Annotated in this window: 18 protein-coding genes; 3 read left to right on the top strand and 15 right to left on the bottom strand. The window is 46.6% G+C overall.

The window, feature by feature from the left end; translation table 11 throughout:
• Window positions 1-171 precede the first annotated feature (171 nt).
• On the bottom strand, window positions 172-1239 hold the full coding sequence (locus tag JOD82_RS18280) for an AI-2E family transporter (RefSeq protein WP_029515726.1): 1068 nt from the start codon (window positions 1237-1239) through the stop codon (window positions 172-174).
• 211 nt (window positions 1240-1450) lie between these two features.
• Here JOD82_RS18280 and JOD82_RS18275 point away from each other — a divergent pair, with 211 nt between their 5' ends.
• The gene (locus JOD82_RS18275; protein ID WP_209949775.1) at window positions 1451-3424 is read left to right on the top strand and encodes a methyl-accepting chemotaxis protein; all 1974 of its coding nucleotides are present in this window, start codon (window positions 1451-1453) and stop codon (window positions 3422-3424) included.
• A 165-nt stretch (window positions 3425-3589) separates the two neighbouring features.
• Here the strand turns inward: JOD82_RS18275 and JOD82_RS18270 are convergent, their stop codons facing one another.
• From JOD82_RS18270 to cymR, 4 genes are all read right to left on the bottom strand, one after another.
• Window positions 3590-3802 (bottom strand): hypothetical protein, encoded by a 213-nt coding sequence (locus JOD82_RS18270; protein ID WP_013311529.1) that lies wholly within the window; start codon window positions 3800-3802, stop codon window positions 3590-3592.
• Between the two features lie 10 nt (window positions 3803-3812).
• Complete coding sequence (locus tag JOD82_RS18265; RefSeq protein ID WP_029515728.1) at window positions 3813-4334, bottom strand: PRC-barrel domain-containing protein; 522 nt, start codon at window positions 4332-4334, stop codon at window positions 3813-3815.
• Window positions 4335-4470: 136 nt separating this feature from the next.
• Window positions 4471-5622, bottom strand: coding sequence for a cysteine desulfurase family protein (locus tag JOD82_RS18260; RefSeq protein WP_029515729.1), 1152 nt, complete (start codon window positions 5620-5622; stop codon window positions 4471-4473).
• Window positions 5623-5632: 10 nt separating this feature from the next.
• Window positions 5633-6052 (bottom strand): cysteine metabolism transcriptional regulator CymR, encoded by a 420-nt coding sequence (gene cymR, locus JOD82_RS18255; RefSeq protein ID WP_013311532.1) that lies wholly within the window; start codon window positions 6050-6052, stop codon window positions 5633-5635.
• Window positions 6053-6356: 304 nt separating this feature from the next.
• Here cymR and mnmA point away from each other — a divergent pair, with 304 nt between their 5' ends.
• Window positions 6357-7478, top strand: a complete 1122-nt coding sequence (gene mnmA, locus JOD82_RS18250; RefSeq protein ID WP_029515730.1) for a tRNA 2-thiouridine(34) synthase MnmA — start codon at window positions 6357-6359, stop codon at window positions 7476-7478.
• A gap of 90 nt (window positions 7479-7568) precedes the next feature.
• Here the strand turns inward: mnmA and JOD82_RS18245 are convergent, their stop codons facing one another.
• On the bottom strand, window positions 7569-8033 hold the full coding sequence (locus JOD82_RS18245) for a DinB family protein (protein ID WP_069012468.1): 465 nt from the start codon (window positions 8031-8033) through the stop codon (window positions 7569-7571).
• Window positions 8034-8132: 99 nt separating this feature from the next.
• Between JOD82_RS18245 and JOD82_RS18240 the strand changes: the two genes are divergently transcribed.
• Entirely contained in the window at window positions 8133-8963 is an 831-nt protein-coding gene (locus JOD82_RS18240; protein ID WP_029515731.1) for a PPK2 family polyphosphate kinase, read from the top strand.
• A gap of 114 nt (window positions 8964-9077) precedes the next feature.
• On the opposite strand, the gene crcB (JOD82_RS18235) is transcribed toward JOD82_RS18240, so the two are convergent.
• The 9 genes from crcB (JOD82_RS18235) to hisS form a co-directional block, all read right to left on the bottom strand.
• The gene (gene crcB, locus JOD82_RS18235; protein WP_029515732.1) at window positions 9078-9434 is read right to left on the bottom strand and encodes a fluoride efflux transporter CrcB; all 357 of its coding nucleotides are present in this window, start codon (window positions 9432-9434) and stop codon (window positions 9078-9080) included.
• Window positions 9431-9832: a fluoride efflux transporter CrcB gene (crcB, locus tag JOD82_RS18230; protein ID WP_029515733.1), complete on the bottom strand. Its 402-nt coding sequence runs from the start codon at window positions 9830-9832 to the stop codon at window positions 9431-9433. Before crcB (JOD82_RS18230) ends, crcB (JOD82_RS18235) begins: the two co-directional genes overlap by 4 nt.
• Window positions 9833-9917: 85 nt before the next feature.
• A complete protein-coding gene (locus JOD82_RS18225; RefSeq protein WP_029515734.1) occupies window positions 9918-11228 on the bottom strand; it encodes a replication-associated recombination protein A in 1311 nt (436 codons plus the stop codon).
• A gap of 358 nt (window positions 11229-11586) precedes the next feature.
• Window positions 11587-13728 carry a HelD family protein gene (locus JOD82_RS18220; protein WP_069012467.1) on the bottom strand — a complete coding sequence of 714 codons (2142 nt, stop codon included), beginning with the start codon at window positions 13726-13728 and terminating at the stop codon, window positions 11587-11589.
• A gap of 235 nt (window positions 13729-13963) precedes the next feature.
• Window positions 13964-15781, bottom strand: a complete 1818-nt coding sequence (locus JOD82_RS18215; RefSeq protein ID WP_209949774.1) for an ABC transporter ATP-binding protein — start codon at window positions 15779-15781, stop codon at window positions 13964-13966.
• 97 nt (window positions 15782-15878) lie between these two features.
• Complete coding sequence (locus tag JOD82_RS18210) at window positions 15879-17177, bottom strand: NCS2 family permease (RefSeq protein ID WP_209949773.1); 1299 nt, start codon at window positions 17175-17177, stop codon at window positions 15879-15881.
• 174 nt (window positions 17178-17351) lie between these two features.
• Entirely contained in the window at window positions 17352-18101 is a 750-nt protein-coding gene (locus tag JOD82_RS18205) for a tRNA threonylcarbamoyladenosine dehydratase (protein WP_029515738.1), read from the bottom strand.
• Between the two features lie 143 nt (window positions 18102-18244).
• Window positions 18245-20023, bottom strand: coding sequence for an aspartate--tRNA ligase (gene aspS, locus JOD82_RS18200; RefSeq protein ID WP_029515739.1), 1779 nt, complete (start codon window positions 20021-20023; stop codon window positions 18245-18247).
• Window positions 20024-20108: 85 nt separating this feature from the next.
• Window positions 20109-21353 (bottom strand): histidine--tRNA ligase, encoded by a 1245-nt coding sequence (gene hisS / locus JOD82_RS18195; protein ID WP_069012464.1) that lies wholly within the window; start codon window positions 21351-21353, stop codon window positions 20109-20111.
• Window positions 21354-21857: the final 504 nt, after the last annotated feature.

Here is a 21857-nt window from a genome sequence, read left to right as displayed (position 1 = left end):
ATCGCCTTGTTTTCACTGGTAACGGGAGCATCCCGGCGGGTTCAGCCCGCACTTCGAAATGAGCTTTCCCTACTGGATAAACACATTTAAACATACTCAATTCAGTATATCCGTGTCATTTAGCCGTGTCAACGCGATATCAGACAAGATACATACGGTGTAAGGACAAAATCAGATCGTTTTCCGCTTCACGTAATAAGCAAAAAAATGTTGAAGTCCTACCTTTAATACCGCCATCACGGGAACCGCTAAAATCAAGCCGGTAATTCCCGCAATTTCACCACCCACTAGCAGAGCGAAAATAATGGCTATCGGATGCAGATGCAGCGTTCGTCCTACCACCTGGGGAGAAATGACATTGCTTTCCAACACTTGAATACAAGTGTTAACGACCACGACCAAAAGCACCATTTTGAAGGAGATTGTAGAAGCCATGATTACTGCCGGAGCGGCTCCCAAAAAGGGGCCCAAATATGGAACGATGTTAAAAACCGCAACCACTCCTGCCAGCAACAGCGCATAAGGCATGCCAATCAGCATATATCCGAGATAAGCCAGCACGCCAATAATGACGCATACCAGTAATTGTCCCCTGACATAGTTGCCAAGCGCCTGATCAATTTCCTTAAGTACCGTTACAATCGCCTTACGACGAGAACGCGGGAGGTAAGACACAATCGTCCGCTCGAACACATCAAAATCTTTCAAAATATAAAAAATGAGGAACGGTACAATGAATACATTGAACAGCATGTTGATCATCCCGCCGATGTTATCCATAAAGGTAGAAATTCCGGTTGCCATCCGATTCTCTAGTTGGAAAAACCATTGATTCATACCCGTTCGCACCCCTTGGGGCAAAATGCCGCTATCCATATTCGTCATTAATCCCTGTGCATGCATGGTCAGCTCAGGCAGATGCTCATTCAGCTCATCCAGTTGTTCAATAAACATCGGAATCAGGTTCATCAGAATCACAACGAGACTGGCCAAAAATACAGCATAGATGAGCAGCACAGCTACGCTTCGAGGCACCTTGCGACCGCCCAGCATATTGACAACAGGATTAAGTACATAGGAGATGATCATCGCTACCGCAAACGGAGCAATGATTGTTTTCAGAAATTCATACAAATGAAAAAACAAAGGTCGCAGCAGCCAGATAAAATATAGAATGACAAGTCCCAGCAGCGTCCATATTCCGTACCGGAACAGTCTACTTTTCGTTAATTGCTCCATTTCGTGCCCCCTTACCGGACTAGCCTTCTTTAAGTATATGCCTGTACCTCTACTTTAATCCTTCCCGCGAGTCTGGAATGCTCCATCGATTACCATTGTAAAAAAATGATGAAAACGGATGAAAATAATTAACAAAGTCATTCCATCTGACGATATAAGTACAAAGCACTATTTTAGGATTTCATATTTCTGAAACATCGGGGGTCATTACATGAACTTAAAAATCAAGCTTATTCTCCTTTTCACTTGCATTGTTATCGTTGCAGCCGGGCCTTTATCCGTTATTAGCATGACAAGTATCAAAAAACAGGCCAACCGTGACATACAAGAGCTTATGACTAGTAAAGCCACCGAAACCGTCAATCAGCTCGACGGATGGACCAGCGGCAATGCCAAAATTATCGAGACACTGGCTGCAGGTCTGGAATCGAGTGATATTTCATCAGATGCCAAAACCGTATCTCTGAAAGCAGCCTTTGAAAACTATAAAGATCAAAATATTTCCAACATCTACGCAGGCTTTGAAGATGGATCCTACTGGGATGGATCTGGCTGGTTTGAAGCTGGTTATGATCCTCGCGCTCGTCCGTGGTACAAGGATGCCAAAACCAAGGGAGAAATGTATTATTCCTCACCTTACACCGATGCAGGCAGCAAGGACTTCACCATTTCTATTGCTAAACCTCTCAAAGATTCCAACGGCTCTATCACCGGGGTAGTCAGCGAGGATATTATGTTAAATGATATGACAAAAATCATTAAAGACATAAACCTGAACGGATTAGGCTACGCATTTCTGATTGACCAGAATGGAGTTGTGGTCGCACACCCAGACAGCAAGCTGGCCGGTAAAAACCTTAAGGATACGCCCGAGTTGGGTTCATCAACTGCGGCCCTGCTGAGCACAGCTTCGGGAAAAACAGACTATACCTATAATGGCAGTGACCGTCAGCTTTATTTTAAAAAGATGCCTAGCACTGGCTGGATTGTAGGATTGTCCATTTCAAAAGATATTGCTTTTCAGGAGTATTACTCCACTCGTAATCAGTTGATTATTACCGTTGCTATCATCTTGGTCGTTGCTATGCTGCTGGCGATCTGGGCGGCAAACAACTTTATCAAGCCAATTCGGAAGCTTCAAGTGAACGTCAAACGTATAGCTGAAGGCGATATGACAGCTCGTGTGGATATTAAGGGTAAAGATGAAATTGCCAGCCTGGGTACAGATTTTAATATCATGTCTGATAATCTCTCTCACCTGTTGCGCAAGGTATCAGATACTGCAGGCGATGTCAGCTCAGCTTCCCATGATATGCATCAGCACGCTAAGGATACTGGAACCATCGCGTCACAAATCTCCAGCGCAGTTCAGGAACTTGCCCAAGGAGCGAGCGACCAAGCTGAGGCTGTATATTCCGGCTCTGAGAAGCTGACTCACATGACAGGCTCCATCGACCAGATTGGCGAAAGTGTCAAACGGACCCAAACTGCCGTATTCGAAACAGATTCTGCCGTGCTTGCAGGGTATGAAACAGCTGAACGTCAAGCGAAACTGGCCGCCGAGTCCAGGCAAACGACGACTGCGGCAGGGGAAGCCGTAGATTCACTCACGCTAAAAACTCAGGATATTGAGCGGCTGGCCGGAGCCATCCATGATATCGCCGCACAAACAAACCTGCTGGCCCTTAATGCATCCATCGAAGCAGCACGGGCCGGGGAACACGGACGAGGTTTTGCCGTCGTCGCCGGAGAAGTGAGAAAGCTGGCTGAGCAAGCGGGCAGTTCCAGTGACAGTATCATGAGTAAGCTGGAAGAAATTAAGATTGCAGGAGTACAAAGCGCGGAGGAAATGAAGAGGGCTCTTGCTGTAACTGTAGAACAGGAGCACGCTGCCATTGCAACGAGACAGGCGTTTGAGTCCATTCGTGGCGCTTCTCAGCATATGCTTGCCCAAATTGAGGACGTTACAGCCGCCGCAGATGATCTCCGTGTGAATGCCGGGCATATTTCCGACGTCATTTCCAGCGTTGTCGCTGTTTCTGAGCAAAGTGCAGCATCTACAGAGGAAGTGGCCTCCTCTGTGCAAGAACAAGGTCATGCCATGAATAATATTGCTGACCTTTCTGCCAAACTCGATTCTCATGCAGATCTTCTATTGGAAGAGGTCAAACGCTTTAAATTGTAGAACTAACCATCTTCACAATAACGGTATACAAAAGAGGGTGCCCTCAGCCATTATGGCCGTACGGGGCACCCTCTTCGTTGTTTTTTATCAAGCGTTATACAACCTACTAAGCCGTATGTAGATCACACCTCTTAGTAAGCAGCCTGTCCACCTTTGGTGTCCAGCTTAGGAAGAAGCGTGAATTTGCGGCAAGTCCTGTTGTGCCATCTCATCTCCAAAGAATAGGTCGTCCAGCGAACTGAGCGTTCCATCCTCTTCCACTTGGTAGACAGACATTTTTTCACCATTCACCTGAAGTTCGATAAAGCATCCCCAGCAATAAAATTGATGGGAGCCAATTTTTCCGATATCTTTGGAATTACAATTCGGACATCTCAATAAACTCACCCTATCCATTAACAGAATATATGGCTTTTTCCAGACGCTGCTCGCTTAATGGGGGAACCATAACAGCATTTTCCCCGATGGACATCTCTTCGGTGCAGGGCAGCCATTTCCGCCCCTCTATAATATCCGATACAAAACCATCGCTGATTTCCAAGCCTATTATGTTATTGCCCATTTCCTGGTCAAAATAAACATCCGAGATGTGCCCGAGCATAAGCCCTTCCTCTGTTAGCACGGATAGATCCTTCAGTTTACAAGGCCCAAGCAAGTACGTATGTTGTATATCATGGGCCTCCATTTTACGCACAGCCTGCTGATTGCGAATCATGATCGCATCCTCACCGTAAGCAACGATGTCATCCCAAGCAACCATTTTCACGTGAGAAGAAAAAAGTCCCTTTCCTTCCAACTCGATCCCTGAGATTCGCCAATCCGCTGTCACCATAAAGTCATGTATTTTACCAATCTGCTTCCCGTCCTCCACATCGAAAACGGCAAGTCCGATCATATCTTGAAGCTTCATATATAGGGTACCTCCTCATTCTGCAATCTGAACGAAGGTGCGGTCCTTTTCCTACATGCCTGTCAGACCTTGCTTCCGTTCATGCAATGAAATGGAAAAACCGCCCCTCCCTTCTTATTAAAATGCGGAGAAATCCCTAGTACCTAGTACGCAGCCGCTTCCATATGGTTTCAATTTTCTTGGCCGTGTATTCCATTTCTTCCGTAGTATTACCCAAACCGAAGCTAAACCGAATCGCTGAATGTAAAACATCTTCAGGAAGATCCATCGCCTGCAATACATGCGATAGCTCTAAAGATCCGGAAGTGCAGGCTGATCCGCTTGCTGCTGCGATTCCTTCCATATCAAGGTTCATCAACATGGTCTCTGTACCAATGGCCGGAAAGCTAACATTGAGAACATTAGGTAAAGAATGATCAGGGTCACCGTTAATCACAAAATTTTGGCTACCCAGAGTGTCTTCCAACCCTTTAAGCAACGTCTGGCGAAGAACCGTATCGTGCGCCCCACGCTCCTCAATGGAAGCATTAGCAAGAGTTGCGGCTTTAGCCAGCCCCGTAATACCGGCGATATTTTCTGTTCCGGCACGGCGTTTCTTTTCCTGAAGTCCCCCATGCATTAGCGGCTGAAGGCGTGTACCTTGGCGGATATACAATGCCCCAACCCCTTGCGGTCCGTTAATCTTATGACCAGACACACTCAGTAAGTCAATCGGGAGGTTCCGGCAGTCGATGGATATATGACCGAAAGCTTGAACCGCATCTACATGGAATACAACTCCATGTTCTCTCGCAATCTGCCCTACTTCTGAGATCGGCTGAATGACGCCCACCTCATTGTTGGCATACATCATGCTGATCAAAAAAGTATCTGGTCGAATGGCAGCCTCGATATCCGCAGGGTTCACGCGTCCAAACCCGTTGACCGGGACATAAGTTACCTCATACCCCGCTTTTTCCAGCTCATCACAAGCATGAAGCACTGCATGATGTTCAACCGCAGTTGTAATCATATGCCCTGAAGTACGGCCGTCTGCCGTAGCCGTCCCAAACAGGGCCAGATTATCACTTTCTGTTCCTCCGCTCGTAAAAATAATTTCTTCAGGCTTGCAGCCCAAAGAGGCCGCAACGGCATCCCGAGCAGCGCTGACGGTGCGCTTGGCATCGCGGCCAAAGGCATGAACGCTCGAAGCGTTGCCGAATTGGCCAGTCATGATGTCCATCATAGTCTGCGCAACCTCAGGATGCATAGGAGTCGATGCGGCATGATCCAGATAAATTCTGTTCATGTTATCCACCTCAAATGTAGAACATGTAATTATCCAATTCATCATGTTCTTGGTATGTGATCAAGTCCTTAAGTGTAGTAGAATCCAACACTTCAGCGATGCTGTCACGAATTCGCAGCCACAGCTGACGTTTTGCCGGATCGTCTTCTTCCGTGAAATCGACCGGAGAAATCGGACCTTCCAGTACACGAATGATGTCTCCCGCTGTTACTCCTGCCGGTTCATTTGCCAAAATATAACCGCCGTAAGCACCACGGATACTTTTTACCAAACCTGCATTACGCAAAGGCGCAATGAGCTGTTCCAGATAATGCTCTGACAGCTGATTTTTTTCGGCAATACTTTTCAAAGAAGTTGGACCTTCGCCAAACCTGGCTGCAAGTTCCATCATAATGGTCAGGCCGTAACGGCCTTTCGTTGATATTTTCAATTGTGCCACCTCACTTATAGTAACAATTCCGTTAAACACGCGGAATAACTGGTGTTGTAAACCTCTCTATTCCGATCCTAACCCTCAGCTTATGTTAACATATTAGGGCAGGTAAAGGGAAACATTACGGTAACTATCTTAAAAAAAGTTGCTTTCGGGCGATTTGGAACAGCTTTAGCCCGCTTTATGTAGCTTTCTTCCATCGTTCGCCGTGTCGTTTGATCGTCCAAACATCGTATCTTATTATCGTTTATGTTACAATAGGTGGGTTCTACAACTATATTGAAAGAATTGGGTGATGACCATGGCTAAAGCCAATCATGAAACCCGTGTCGTCGTCGGGATGTCCGGTGGCGTCGACTCATCCGTTACTGCGCTGCTGCTGAAGGAGCAGGGCTATGACGTAATCGGCATCTTCATGAAAAACTGGGATGACACGGATGAATTTGGCCGTTGTACGGCTGAGGAGGATGCGGAGGATGTGCGCCGTGTCTGCGAACAGATCGACATTCCTTACTATACCGTCAATTTTGAAAAAGAATACTTCGATAAAGTATTCTCTTATTTTCTTGATGAATATAAAGCTGGACGCACACCCAACCCGGATGTCATGTGTAACCGTGAAATTAAATTCGGCGAGTTTCTAAATAAAGCGCTGGATTTGGGAGCAGATTATGTTGCTACTGGACATTATGCACGGGTTGTGGAAGAAGACGGCCACTTTACTTTGCTGCGAGGCGTGGACAGCAACAAGGATCAAACTTATTTCCTGAATGCGTTAAGCCAAAAGCAGCTATCCCGAACCATGTTCCCTATCGGTCATCTGCCGAAACCAGAAGTGCGTAAAATTGCGGAAGCTGCGGGACTGTATACGGCCAAGAAGAAAGACAGCACAGGCGTATGTTTTATCGGCGAGCGTAATTTCAAGGAGTTTCTGAGTGGATATCTACCTGCAAAAGGTGGAGACATGGTGGATATCGCTACTGGTGAAGTCAAAGGACGCCACGATGGTCTGATGTACTATACACTGGGTCAACGTCAAGGCTTGGGCATTGGCGGCTCAGGTTCAGGCGAACCGTGGTTCGTAGCGGATAAGGATCTGGAGAAGAATATTCTGTATGTGGTACAGGGTGATCGTCACCACAGCCTGTATTCTACCAGCCTGATTGCAACAGATGTGAACTGGATTGAAGGCGCAGATACTCGTCCGACCGGCGAATTCCGTTGCACAGCCAAATTCCGTTATCGCCAACCTGATCAGCAAGTAACTTTACAATGGCTTGCGGATGGGACCGTGCATGTCATATTCGATGTACATCAAAAGGCCATTACGCCTGGACAAGCTGTTGTATTTTACGACGGGGAACGCTGTCTGGGTGGAGGAACCATTGATAAGGTTGAAAAACTTCAGCCTGAAACGGTTTAAATGAAAGCCATTTTGCATTGATATAGCAGGAATTAAAAAAGTCGTCTCTCCAGATTTGGAAGGGGCGACTTTTTTTTATGAAAGTTTATTTTAGTTCATGGCTTGTAAAGAATTCATAATCTGCTCTTTATGATGTCTGTCATGCTGGACAAACATTTCTTGCAAAAAATTTCCCATGGTGTATGAGCTATTAGGAAATTGACGGATAAACATTGATTCTGAAACCATCTTGAGCTTCACAATCATTCGCCTACGCTCTGCAATAGCTTCATTTAACAAATCATGTGGTTTCATATTTCTGCCGAATGCAACGGACGAATCGTTAAACGCTTGTACATCAGGATGTTCTTGGAGCGTAATTTGTTCCTCATTGATAATCTGTATGAGTGTCTTAGTGAAGCTTTTGTCCCACCCCATAATATGACTGATCATATCTTGTATTGACCATGTACCCACTATGGGTTTACGAAGTAGCTCATCTGAGTATGGAGATAAAGCTGTAAGAAATACAGTCCATTTTTCTAAATCTTCAGAAATCTCAGCTATCGTCGCCAATTGAATTCCTCCTTTAAGGTAAGTAACTTTTGATAACATCCTCATTTGGGTATATGATGTAAACAAGATCATACTTCAATTGAAAAGGAGCGTGCCTTTATGTCTGATTCATTAGGAATGCTGACACCAGGTAAAAAAGTTTCTTTGAAAGAATGGGACCCTAAGGATACAAATAATATCAAAAATAAAGAAGAAATCCGACAGGAAACAGATCAATTGAAGGAACGCTTCACGGAATTACAAAGCAAATTATTTACAGAGAAAAAACAATCCGTTTTGTTTATATTTCAGGGCATGGATTGCAGCGGCAAAGATGGCGTCATCAAACAGGTATTTTCTAATCTGAATCCGGCGGGGGTGACGGTCCACAGCTTCAAATCGCCTACGGCTGAGGAATTAAGTCATGATTTCTTGTGGCGTGCTCATAGCGTTACCCCAGGACGTGGATATATTGCAGCATTTAACCGTTCTTATTATGAGGATGTGCTAATTACACGTGTTCACGGACAGATATCCGATAAGCAGGCCAAACGGAATATTAAGCATATCAAGCATTTTGAACAGTTGTTGCTGGATAATGGTGTAAAGGTGGTTAAAATCTTTTTACATATTTCAAAGCAATTTCAGTTAGAAAAGCTGATCGACCGAATTGAAAAGCCTCACAAAAACTGGAAACTCGATCCAAGTGATTTGCAGGAACGGAAATTTTGGAAGCAATATACCCAGTATTATGAGGATGTATTAGAGCTAAGCTCAACCAAACAAGCTCCTTGGTATGTCATTCCTTCAGACAACCGTTGGTATAGGGATTATACTGTGCTGCGGATTGCCGTCCAAACGCTGGAGGAAATGAAGTTGTCTGATCCTGATCCAAGACCTGAACTCGAATCCCTTTTACCTGAATTGTACAAAGAACGAGATAAAAAATAGCTGTATAGGTACAGCACTAAGCTTCCAAAACCGTATCACGGCTGAGAATGCCTTGAGTCGGGATTGGAAGCTTTTTATTGCATTTTTACGTGTTATTTCGAAAATGTATAAAGCTTAACTGACTCTGTACCCGATAGCCGCAGCTACAACTCCTACCACGACAGAGGAAAGTACATACGTAGCCATGCGTCGGTATTCTTTGCGCTCCATCAGTTGAAGAGATTCATAGCCGAATGTGGAAAAGGTGGTGTAGCTGCCACAAAAACCTGTTCCTAACAGCATCCAGAGTGCAGGAGACAACTGGTGTTGCGTAAACTCACCATAGAGCCAGCCTAGCAGCAATGAACCGCTGACGTTAATGATCCACGTCCCCCACGGGAATACGGTACCCAACCTCTTGCCGGCCCACATACCAAGCCCGTATCTCGCCAGTGTACCCATAATCCCGCCTGCCGCCGCCCACCAGATCATAAGCGTTCCTCCTTCGGAGCAGCCTGCGTCATTTTTGTACCTAGACGGATACCTGTCCATGTCAAAAATAGCCCTCCGCCTACGCTTAGCAGGAGGTACAACACAGCCGTCAGCATACGATCGTGAACTGTGAGGCGTACAGCATCCACTGCAAAAGTGGAAAAGGTGGTAAAGCCCCCTGTAAAGCCTGTTCCGATGGCAAGTCGCAATCGCGGCTTGATCCGCCATGATCGCAAGGTTACCGTAAAGAACCAACCAAGAAACAGGCAGCCGATCCAATTAATTAGCAGCACACCAAGTGGAAAATCCGCACCCGCCGCAGGCAGCAGCGATTGCAGGCCATAACGGGTAGAGGTTCCAAGCGCTCCGCCCGCGGCAACGAATAACATGTCTTTCATTTTTTTATCCCCTTCTTCGCACTTGCACGATCATGGCGTAACGTGACGATATCGTACACACTCTGTATATTAAGTCGCACATATATTAAGACTGTGAATCCCGCCAGCGCTGGTTTTGCCTGATTTTTGACTCATTCCCCTGCTCAGTAGCCTGATAGAAGGTTTGGTCTGCTATCGCATCGGGCAAATATTGCTGCTTCACATAATGATTCGGATAATTATGTGGATATTGGTAGCCTACATGACCGAGCTTTTCCGAGCCTTTGTAGTGTGCGTCACGCAAATGGAGTGGCACCTCAGCCGATTTGATATCGTCCATAGCCAACATGGCCCGTGAAATCGCCGTATATACAGCATTCGATTTGGGGCTTTCCACAGCGAACAAAATAGCCTGTGCAATGTTCAGCTTGGCCTCGGGCCAGCCGTTATTGCGATAGGCTTCAAGCGCACTCACCGCTTGCACCATTGCCTGCGGGTTCGCCAGACCAATGTCCTCGCTGCTTGCCGCGATGAGGCGGCGGATAAAGGTCATCGGGTCCATACCGAGTTTTTCTACGGCGTACAGGAACCAGAACAGCGCGGCATCGCTGGAGCCGCGAATGCTTTTGTGGAAGGCCGACAACACATCATACTGCGTGGATTCATCTGCTTTGACAATCGGGCGGCGAATGGATTCCTCAGCGACTTCCAGTGTCACGTGAATCGTGCCGTCTGCCAGCGGAGGCGTTGTGAGCGCCGCCAGTTCCAGCGCGTTTAAAGCGCGGCGGATATCGCCGTTCGCCATGGAAGCGATGTGAGCCAGTGCAGCTTCATCGACCTGGAGCTGCATGTAGCCAAGCCCTTTGTCCGCATCGCTTAAGGCGCGGCGCATAGCAGCCAGCGAATGTTCCTGCGTTAGCGCTTCAAGCTGGAACAACGTAGAACGGCTCATTAAAGCGCCGTTGACGTAGTGAAAGGGATTTTCAGTCGTGGCGCCAATAAACACGATCGTGCCCTTTTCCACCGCAGGCAGCAGTGCATCCTGACGTGAACTGTTAAAACGATGTACCTCATCGAGAAACAGAATGGTTTTTTTGCCATACATCGATTTATTCGTCTGTGCAAGATCAATGACTTCTCTTACGTCTTTCACAGATGCTTCTACAGCATTCAGACGTACAAAATCGCCTTGCGTGTGTTGCGAGATGATATGTGCCAGCGTTGTTTTGCCGCATCCCGGTGGTCCGTACAACAAAATTGAAGAAACCTGATCTGCCTCTATGGCTCTTCGCAGCAGCTTACCTGGACCCACAACATGCTCCTGTCCAATATATTCATCCAGTGAAGTCGGACGCAAGCGATCCGCAAGCAACCGATTGCTTGGCGTTGACTCTTGGGAATATGAAAATAAGTCCATTTCTTTCACTTCCTTATGATTTATGAACGAACACTTTCTTTTATCTTTGAAAACATACTATATTTAGGTTCGCTCATACGGTTGAAAAACATGAAAATTCAAGTCATCTATAATTCTGATACGGTGTAAACCGACTCTTATTCTACCATATCCGTTAACAAGTTGCAGATAGCATGGTCATGGCACAGCTGTAGGTCTTCAAGTCAGTCGCCCATAAAAAAGAAAGAACAGCCTTAGACGAAAGATGATTTCGTGGCTGTTCTTCGACTGGCATGATTTCATAATTTCATCACTAAGATAAACAGTAAACAAAAAGGAATACAACAACTCAGGCGGTACTTTACAACGCTTTTTCTGTTTACTTCGTCTGTGCCTGTACGTAACTAGGAAGTGAGCCATCATGCAATAGCCACAACTCATGCAGCGCACGGGTACATCCTACATACAGCAGCTTGGCATCCCATGCCCGTTCTCCATAATGCTCATGGTCGGCATCCGCCACAATAACTGCATCGAACTCCAGACCTTTGGATAGGTATACAGGCAGTACTGACAAACCGCCTTCATATTGCTTTTTACCACCGTCAATCAAATTCACATCCATCCCCGCACTTGTGAAAACCTCATGCAGTTCCACAGCCTCTTTTAAGGTGCGTGTCAGCACAGATACAGTACGATACTCCCTGGAGGACAGCTCTTTTAGAGCGGTGAGCAAACTCTGCTCACGCACCGATGAGTCGTAAGATATAGTGCGCACCGGATCGCCACTACGAAATACTGGAACTGCCGTAATACCGCCGCGAACTCCCTGCTCCAAAATCGTGTTTGCAAATTCTATAATTTCCAAGGTTGATCTATAGCTTCGCGTAAGCGCAAAATACCCGGTATGTTCCGGTGCAAAAAGAGAACTCATTTCCTCCCACGCATGTACGCCACGGTATTCATGAATGCCCTGCGATAAATCGCCCAGTATAGTAAAGGAATGTCCTTTGACGAACAAATCCAGCAATGCGATATGAAAAGGTGAAAAATCCTGCGCTTCATCAATGACCACATGGTCAAAACGTTGAGATGATTCTACCTCATGAATCAGCACGTGGAGATACACTAACGCAGTCAGATCTTCTTCACGGATAATCTGTTTTCGCAGATCCGACTGTGTAGCCTTAAAAATAGCAGTCGGCAGAGAAGCCTTCATCTCCGCAGCCGTATCTGCGGGTAACCCTTTAGCTGCTTGAAAAAGCTGCTTGTAGAGCGTCAGTGCGTCGTATTGTGGCCATTTTTTAGCATATGCCTTTTCCCGTGCCCCTGCCTTTTTTTTGCGTTCCTTGAGTGCTGCCGCCGAAGGCGTCTTTTTCAGCTCCATTTCAATCCAGCGGTGCACTCTTGCCAGTACACGCTCCTTCCGCTTCGCGAGCGGATAAGGCTTATACTCCTCATTAAACCAATTCAAAATCTCAGTTCGCGGCAGAACCGCTCCATCCCATGGTGAAAAATCCCCCTCGGGAACGGAAATGGGCTCCAGTCGTTCAACAAAAGCTTGAAGTAACTCCATAAAGTGAACTGAACCCTTGAATCTTCCCGGCGCCTCATCCATGGATTCCTCTCTCAGACTGCCACTCTCAAACCAATAAGATAATGTTTCGGCAGGATCAGCCAAAGGTAAATCCAAACCCAACAAGTCCAGCGCCCAGTCTGCAAATGTACTTTGCTGAATATCTCCGACCCCCAGCTCAGGAAGTACATCTGAAATATAGTCGAGAAACATATGGTTTGGTGCGAAAATGACCATTTTGTCCGCTGATACCTGATCCTTGTATTGATACAGTAAAAATGCGAGACGATGCAGCGCTACCGTCGTCTTGCCACTACCCGCTACCCCCTGAATAACGAGGGCAGTATTTTTAGCCGCGCGGATGATCTGATCCTGCTCCGCCTGAATGGTAGATACGATATCCCGTAAACGGTTATCCTTGTTTTCACCCAAACGATAAACGAGAAACTCATCGGAAACGGCCGGCTCGTCGCTTTCACGATTATACGTATCGGCTACCCGTTCCAGAATTCTTTTCCGAATGACAACGTTGCGCTTCAGATAGACCAAACCCTCAATAGTTCCCTCAGGAGCTTCATAGGACGCGGTTTCTTCACCACCTGTAAACGAATAAAATAAGCTGGCAATCGGTGCACGCCAATCAATCACCAGCGGATACGCTGACGTTTCTTCACGCTCTACTCCAATTTTACCGATATAAAGCGGCTTCCGCTGCCCTCTGCCACGCTCGTCAAAATCCATACGCCCAAAATAAGGCTCCTGCGAGCTTTTAGCCAAAGCCTGACGTTTTTCCTCCCGTGCAGATTCCAGCACTTGCTCTGTAAAATCATGCCCAGTGTATACTGGCGTATTGCGAAGCCGTTCCAATCTCCGATCAATTTCCTCCATAGCAAGCGACAGCCTGTGCTGTTCTTCTTGATAGGCACTTTGAAACTCATTCTCCATTTCAGTTACCTCCTAAGAATATCAAGTCTCGATTTCTGCATCATCCACTTGCTCCGACACAAAAAAAGGAAAGTAAGCGTAACACATTTAACCATAAAAATCCAACCTTATTTCTAATCCCCCTATTTCCCTACTCTTTCACAAAAGTATGGAGCTTTTCGGCACCAGCGAAGCGGGTGATTTGAATCCGAAGAAGCGGAGCGATCGGAGGATCAAGTCACACGCGAAGCGGCCTCTAATACTCCATACTTCTCTCCCCCATCTCCACAAACTGCTTTTGAGCCAGCTCACGGTACACCTGATGGGACTCTAATAACTCTGTATGAGTTCCTGCACCGGTCACCTTGCCCTTGTCCAACACGATAATCTGGTCGGAGTGAACCACCGTAGACAAACGATGAGCAATGACAATCGTCGTGCGTCCTTCCATCAAGTTCGCTAGGGCCTTCTGTACCTCATGCTCAGATGAGCTATCCAGACTAGATGTAGCCTCATCCAGCATGAGGATGTCAGGGCTACGAAGAAGCGCACGCGCAATACCGATCCGTTGACGCTGCCCTCCGGACAGCTTCATTCCCCGTTCTCCCACCTCAGTATTGTAGCCTTGAGGTAGATCCATAATAAATGTATCCGCATACGCCATCGTGGCTGCTCGTCTCACTTCTTCCAAGTCAGCTTCGCGCCCCAAGCCATATGTAATGTTATCTCTGACCGTTCCAGTCATCATTGAGCTTTCCTGCGATACATAACCAATTTTGGAGCGCCAGGAGGAAAGTGTATATGACGATATCGGTTCGTCTCCATAACGAATTTCACCTGTATCTGGCACATAAAAGCGTTCCAACAATGAAAACAAGGTGGACTTCCCACTTCCGCTCGGCCCCACGAATGCTGTCGTCCGGTTAGCCGGAATGACCAAGTTCGCATTATGAAGGACCTCTTCCCCTTCGGTATAAGAAAAGGCAACATCACGAAGTATGATATCTCTGCTCTCTTTTGCCGCTTCCTGCTTCAACTCGAGCGGTTCCTCTTCATGATCTAAAATCGTCTGAATCCGTTCAGTAGCCCCAACCACCTTTTGCAGACGTGAATACAGGGTCGTGAATTGTGCCATCGGTGTGATCACCTGAAACAGCAGCAAAATAAAAGCCACCAAATCCCCAGCGGTCAGCACACCCGATGCGACACGAACACCACCAACACCCAATATAATGACCAGCACTGCAGTCAGCAAGAAGGTAGAAATGGGACCTACAAGGGCCAGGATACGTGACTCTTGCAAACCGAAGCGGAACATCCGGTAAATACGATCCTCACCGGCCTGAGCCTCTCTGCTTTCGGTTCCGTAGGCCTTCACCAGTCTGATTTCGCCGATAACCTGACTCAACACTGAGGTCAGATCTGCCATCTCATCCTGCTGTTTTTTGGAGATGCGGTACATTTTTCTGCCTACCGGAAATAAAATCAGGGCAGTTAGCGGAACAATGGCCATAATAATGAGCGTCATCACCCAATCCAGATAAAATAACAATGCAATACCACCAATAATTGCGATCACATTAGAAATCAGATTGACTAGATACTCCGTAATTAAGTTCATAATCAGGCTTGTGTCATTGGTGACGCGACTCATCGTATCTCCTGACCGATTCCGATCAAAGTAAGGGATAGGTAGAGATAAGATTTTATGCCATAAACGTTTGCGCAAATTAGCCACAATCTTATGCCCGGCATAGTTCAACATATAGATAGAAACCGCCGAAGCCACCGCTTGAAGCACAAAAGCGCCAAGCAGACCAAAAATGACCATACGGTTTAGTGAAGAAAAGGTCAAGCCATCAATCAACCCTTTGGTCATCATGGGTACGATTAAACCAGCAATGGTCTGAATCAGCGTCAGAATCAGGGCGATGATCAGAATAGCCTTGGGCGGATGCGCACTCGCAATCAATTTGATAAACCGCCCCATGCCAGCCTTATCCGGTCTTTTACCCGGTTTTTCCTTCATCTGGTCCTCCTGCTCATCTTGGTGTGTATGATGTTCTTTTTCCATATACCATCAACCTCGCTTCCTGTCTGACCATTCTTTTTCAAACAACAACACCCGCGCTCTGCGCGGGTATGAACAGTACAATCTATCTTCGAGTTTACTACACCAGAGAATGAAGCACAAAGTTAGCCACAAACAGTACAGAAATGATATATAATGCAACAGGCACTTCCTTGCCCCGTCCTGCTGCCAGCTTGGCTACGGGGTATGCAATAAAACCAAATGCCATTCCGTCTACGATACTATAAGTAAAGGGCATCATCACCATGATCAGAAATGCAGGAAACGCTTCAGTAAAATCACTGAAATCCATCTCTCGCACATTTTGCACCATTAGCCCCCCAATGATGATCAACACGGGTGCAATGGCACTATCAGGAATATAAGCCAACAGTGGAATAAAGAAAAACGTCGCCCCGAATAAAATAGCAGTTACCAGCGGTGTCATTCCCGAGCGTCCCCCTGCTGCAATACCAGCCGTCGATTCCGCAGCGGCTACCGCCGGACTGCTGCCCAAAATACCGGCAAAGATATTGGTTACAGCCAACACACGCAAGCTGTTTTTAAATAAATCCGGTCTACCAATCATGTTGGTTTGTGCAGTAATCATACCAATATTCTCGAATAGCACAATGAGTAGGAGCAAAAAGACAGCGATCCAGAAAGCTACCGAGACAATGCCTGAAAAGGAAAGCTCTCCAAACAATTGCCCATACTGTCGCACCGTTTCAGAGGTTCGTACCGTGCTTGTAGGCTCTACAGCTCCCAGTATATAAGCAAGCCCAGTTCCCGCCAAAATACTAATTAGTAAACCTCCCTGAACGTTACGCACAAACAATACAATAGCGAGCAGCAACGTTACACAAGCCGTAATTACCTTGGGATCATTAAAATGGCCAATAGCCACAAAAGTCGTCTGATGAGCAATCACGATGCCGCTTTTTTGCAATCCGATAAAGGTTAAAAACAAACCAATGCCTACCGTAATTCCGTGCTGCAAATTATGGGGAATCGCTTGGCTAATCAGCTTGTACAATGATGTAAAGGCCACAATGGCGAATATCACCCCTGTGACGGCAACTACCATCAACGCTTCCTGCCAGCTCAGCTTCATGGAATGTACCAGCGTATAAGTGAAAAAGGCATTAATCCCCATCCCTGGTACAACGACCATTGGAGATTTCCCACCAAAAGCCATCAGTAGACAGCCGATCATCGATGTCAGCAGTGTCCCGAGCATCGCCCCTTGGAGGGGAATCCCGGCATCTGACAAAATAGTCGCATTAACCATAACAATGTATACCACGGAAAAATAAGAAATGACCCCAGCGGCTAATTCCTTTTTCCAATGATGCTCGGGCTTGTAACCGAGACTTCTGGACCATAGTCCATCCTTCATACCAAAACCCTCCAGCAAGTTGTTCAATCTGTTTACAGTAAGCTGCACTTTTTCAAAACAAAAAAGAGCTGTAGCAACTGTGACACAAAGGATGTGATGCACAGAACTACAGGTCTTAAAGTGAATACATACTGCTGTAAATCTACGAATGCACTGCCATGCTATTTTTACAACTTACACACCAGCGTGTTCTAATAAATCCTTCACGGCTACACTAACCATGATCAGTCCTGCTACCGGAGGTACAAATGCATTGCTTGCAGGCGGCTGCTTCGCTTTCCGGATTTCAGGTGCGTTGGCAGGTACAATTTTTTTTGTAATTTCTTCACGTGGCTTCTTTGGTTCCTCATCGGAGAATACAACCTTGACGCCTTTGGTAATGCCTTCCTTACGCAACTTGGTGCGGATGACACGGGCAATCGGGTCCATTCTGGTTTGGGAAATATCCGCTACTTGAAAACGACTTGGATCCATTTTATTCGCAGCGCCCATACTGGAGATCAGCGGAATCCCCCGTTTCAGGCATTCCTTAATCAAATGAATTTTGTAAATAATCGTATCTGAAGCATCCAGCACATAATCCAGTTCGTACTTAAATAACTCCTCATACGTTTCTTCCGTATAAAACATGTTCAGTGCAATCGCTTCACATTCAGGATTAATCAGCTTCACACGCTCTACCATCAGATCCGCCTTTTTTTGACCTACCGTCGTTGTCAACGCATGTATTTGGCGATTAATATTGGTGATATCTACAACATCTTTATCAATCAAAATGATACGTCCAACACCTGTGCGCGCCAGTGCTTCCACTGCAATCGAACCGACACCGCCGATACCCAGCACGGCCACCGTGCTATTTTTCATAACCTCAAGACCTTCAGTTCCGATAGCCAGTTCCGTTCGTGAAAATTGATGCAACAATATGGTATATCCTCCCTCACTGATTTAAACTCTATACTTGAACTCCAGCATACAAACCACGAACCCATTATCCATAAAAGGGTAACGGGTTCACGGCATTCTATAATCTATCCACAGTGCACTTGCAAAGACAAACGTTCATCTTAAGCTTTAGGAGTAACAGGTTTCGGGGCAAGACGGATGTGAAGCTGTTCCAATTGAGCTTGATCCACTTCGCTTGGCGCATCCATAAGCAGGTCTGTCGCGCTAGCTGTTTTCGGGAATGCAATGGTTTCACGCAGGTTTGTACGACCTGCAAGCAGCATCACAAGACGGTCAAAACCGAAGGCAATACCACCATGTGGAGGCGTACCATATTCAAATGCATCCAGCAGGTAACCGAATTTATCCTTCACTTCCTCAGGCGGCAGGTTGAGCGCTTTGAACATTTTCTCCTGAACTTCACGCTTGAAAATACGCATCGAGCCACCACCCACTTCGTAGCCGTTCAGCACGATATCGTAGGCCTGAGCACGAACTTGACCTGGATCTGTGTCCAAGAGGGCCAGGTCTTCTTCCTTCGGACGAGTGAACGGATGGTGCTCCGCTACATAACGTTTTTGTTCTTCATCATAGCCCAGAAGCGGGAAGTCTACGACCCAGGCAAATTTGAATTTGTTATCGTCGATGAGGCCCAAATGACGGCCAATTTTCAGACGAAGTGCGCCCAATACATCAGCAACTACTTTTTTATTATCCGCAGAGAAGAGTAACAGATCGCCTTCTTCAGCTCCCGTACGCTCTTTCAAGGCTTCGATTTCTTCCGGTGTGAAGAATTTAACGATAGGCCCCTTGAATTCGCCTTCTTTCACTTGGATCCAAGCCAAGCCCTTTGCTCCATAACGTGCTGCAAAAGGACCCAGGTCATCAATGTCCTTACGGCTCCACGTGCCACATCCTTTGGCATTGAGAACTTTAACTTCCCCGCCCTTTTCAATTACTGAAGCAAATACTTTCACACCACTGGTTGCCACGATATCATTGACATTAATCAACTCCAGACCAAAACGTAGGTCAGGCTTGTCTGAACCGTATTTATCCATCGCTTCTGCATGTGTAATTCGTTGGAACGGTGTTTCCAGTTCTACTCCAACGGTTTCTTTGAACAATTTCACCATAAGACGCTCCATCATAGGCAGCAAATCATCCTGTTGCATGAAGGAGGTCTCAATGTCGACCTGCGTAAATTCAGGCTGACGGTCAGCACGCAAATCTTCATCACGGAAACAACGTGCAATTTGGTAGTAGCGCTCCACGCCACCAACCATCAGCAATTGCTTGTACAGTTGTGGAGATTGCGGCAAGGCGAAAAACTCACCTTCATGTACCCGGCTAGGTACCAGATAATCACGGGCGCCCTCTGGGGAACTTTTTGTCAAAATCGGTGTTTCCACCTCAATGAAATCCTCACCGTCCAGGAAATCACGGAATACTTTTGCTGCTTTGGAACGCAGCTTCAAGGTCTGATGCATTTCCGGACGACGCAAGTCCAGATAACGGTATTTCAAACGCAGTGACTCGTCTACTTCCACGCCATCTTCAATGAAGAACGGAGGTGTTTTGGATGCATTCAATACTTCGATTTCAGTGACACGCACTTCAATTTCACCTGTAGGCAGGTTCGGGTTAATCGTTTCTGCATCCCGTTTGACAATGGTACCAGTAACCTCAAGCACATACTCACTACGAACACGGTCCGCAATTTGCAGTGCGTCACCGGAATATGCCGGATTAAATACGATTTGTACAATTCCGCTACGGTCACGCAGGTCTATAAAAAGTACGCCCCCCAAATCACGACGGGTTTGTACCCAACCGTTCAGTGTAACTGTTTCTCCGATATGCGCATGAGTCAATGCGCCGCATTGATGACTCCTTTTCATAATACACACTCCTGTTTATGTTTAGTAGTTAATGCTATATGACAGCCAGAGGGAGACTCCCCCTGACTGATGTTACACATCTTCTTTATCCTAGTTCTTCCACCAGCTGATCCAGCTTAACAGTGCGCTGCTCGCCCGTTTCCATGTTTTTCAGTGCAATTTCACCTTGAACCAGCTCATCTTCACCCAGAATCGCAGTATACCTTGCTTTAAAGCGATCGGCTGATTTCATCTGCGCCTTCATTTTACGACCCAGATAATCTCGTTCTGCGGAAAATCCAGCTTGACGCAATTTGAATAGTTGTTTGGTTACTTCCGTTTCTGCCGCCTCACCCAACGCCACCATATAGATATCTAACGGCTTGGATTCGTTCAGTTTGACACCTTGATGCTCCAAAATCAGCTGGATTCGCTCCAGTCCAATACCAAAACCAATCCCTGGCTGATCCGGTCCGCCCAGATCTCCAACCAATCCGTTGTAGCGGCCGCCTCCACCGATCGTGTCTATGGCACCAATTCCTTCAGCTTTGAATTCGAACGCTGTCAACGTATAATAATCCAACCCCCGTACCAAGCGCGGGTTAACTGTATATTCCACACCCATGGCATCCAAATTTTGCTTCACTTTCTCAAAATGTGTGCGAGATTCCTCGTCCAAGCTATCCAAAATCGAAGGTGCACCTCCAAATTTGTCCTGGTCATCTTTGCTATCCAGCACTCGCAGCGGATTACGCTCAATGCGTGCTTGGCTCTCCTTGGTCAACGTATCCTTAATTGGCATCAAGAAGTCCACCAGATGCTGCCGATAAGCTGCGCGACTGGCTGCATTACCGACGGAGTTAATCTCCACCTGTACTCCTTTCAGACCCAGTTCACGGCAGAATTGATACCCGAAAGCAATAACTTCTGCATCCAGTGCCGGATCGACCGCCCCAAATGCCTCAATTCCAAATTGGTGAAACTGGCGCTGACGCCCAGCCTGTGGACGCTCATAACGGAACATCGGACCGATATAATACAGCTTAGTTACATCCGGCTCCCCGTATAGTTTGTTCTCCACATAGGAGCGGACAACCCCTGCTGTTCCTTCCGGACGCAAAGTCATGCTGCGCTTCCCTTTATCCTCAAAAGTATACATTTCCTTTTCCACTACATCCGTCGTTTCACCCACACCTCGAACGAACAAATTCGTTTGTTCGAACATTGGTGTACGAATCTCTCGATAATTAAAGCGGCGGCTAATCTCACGGGCTTTTTCCTCGACCACTTGCCATTTTTCTACACTGCCCGGCAGCAAATCCTGTGTTCCCGTCGGTTTTTGAAAGGCCATTAACGTATCCCCCCATCGTTGTATTTCATATTGTGCTCTTTCTTCTTGCTCCACTTTCAATATAAAACAAAAAATCCCTCGTCCTGTTAACATTAACAGGGACGAGGGATTGTCGTTTACAAATCACCCGTGGTACCACCCACATTCCGGAGTTTGTCCAGACAACCAGCATAAAATCACTCATTGCCCGTCAGCAATATACTGACTCCGCTCATACGTATAACGCCCGTAACGCGCAGTACGGCTATTATGCAGGACCATCCACTGTCGGCACAATTACAATGTACTTTCAGTAGGGTTTCCTCAATTGTTCGCCGCCTGTTCTCGGGGAGGTCATTCATCCGTTCATCAAGGGAATTTTTACAGCCTGGAAATTCCTCTCTGCGCTTGTGGGTTCGGAGTACTTGGTCCCGTCATCAAATCATTTTTCATTATTTTATGATTTTAATGAACCGCTTCGACAAAGTCAAGACATTCTATAGCTTCTCTGCAACTTTGTATCAT

It is taken from the genome of Paenibacillus sp. 1182 (assembly GCF_017833915.1).
Lineage (GTDB): Bacteria > Bacillota > Bacilli > Paenibacillales > Paenibacillaceae > Paenibacillus > Paenibacillus polymyxa_D.
This window is presented reverse-complemented; position numbering and strand designations above follow the sequence as displayed.

Coding starts and splice junctions, on each gene's coding strand:
- JOD82_RS18280 (WP_029515726.1), bottom strand. CDS start 1,239: ATGGAGCAATTAACGAAAAGTAGACTGTTCCGGTACGGAATATGGACG.
- JOD82_RS18275 (WP_209949775.1), top strand. CDS start 1,451: ATGAACTTAAAAATCAAGCTTATTCTCCTTTTCACTTGCATTGTTATC.
- JOD82_RS18265 (WP_029515728.1), bottom strand. CDS start 4,334: ATGAAGCTTCAAGATATGATCGGACTTGCCGTTTTCGATGTGGAGGAC.
- JOD82_RS18260 (WP_029515729.1), bottom strand. CDS start 5,622: ATGAACAGAATTTATCTGGATCATGCCGCATCGACTCCTATGCATCCT.
- mnmA (WP_029515730.1), top strand. CDS start 6,357: ATGGCTAAAGCCAATCATGAAACCCGTGTCGTCGTCGGGATGTCCGGT.
- JOD82_RS18240 (WP_029515731.1), top strand. CDS start 8,133: ATGTCTGATTCATTAGGAATGCTGACACCAGGTAAAAAAGTTTCTTTG.
- crcB (WP_029515732.1), bottom strand. CDS start 9,434: ATGATCTGGTGGGCGGCGGCAGGCGGGATTATGGGTACACTGGCGAGA.
- crcB (WP_029515733.1), bottom strand. CDS start 9,832: ATGAAAGACATGTTATTCGTTGCCGCGGGCGGAGCGCTTGGAACCTCT.
- JOD82_RS18225 (WP_029515734.1), bottom strand. CDS start 11,228: ATGGACTTATTTTCATATTCCCAAGAGTCAACGCCAAGCAATCGGTTG.
- JOD82_RS18220 (WP_069012467.1), bottom strand. CDS start 13,728: ATGGAGAATGAGTTTCAAAGTGCCTATCAAGAAGAACAGCACAGGCTG.
- JOD82_RS18215 (WP_209949774.1), bottom strand. CDS start 15,781: ATGGAAAAAGAACATCATACACACCAAGATGAGCAGGAGGACCAGATG.
- JOD82_RS18210 (WP_209949773.1), bottom strand. CDS start 17,177: ATGAAGGATGGACTATGGTCCAGAAGTCTCGGTTACAAGCCCGAGCAT.
- aspS (WP_029515739.1), bottom strand. CDS start 20,023: ATGAAAAGGAGTCATCAATGCGGCGCATTGACTCATGCGCATATCGGA.
- hisS (WP_069012464.1), bottom strand. CDS start 21,353: ATGGCCTTTCAAAAACCGACGGGAACACAGGATTTGCTGCCGGGCAGT.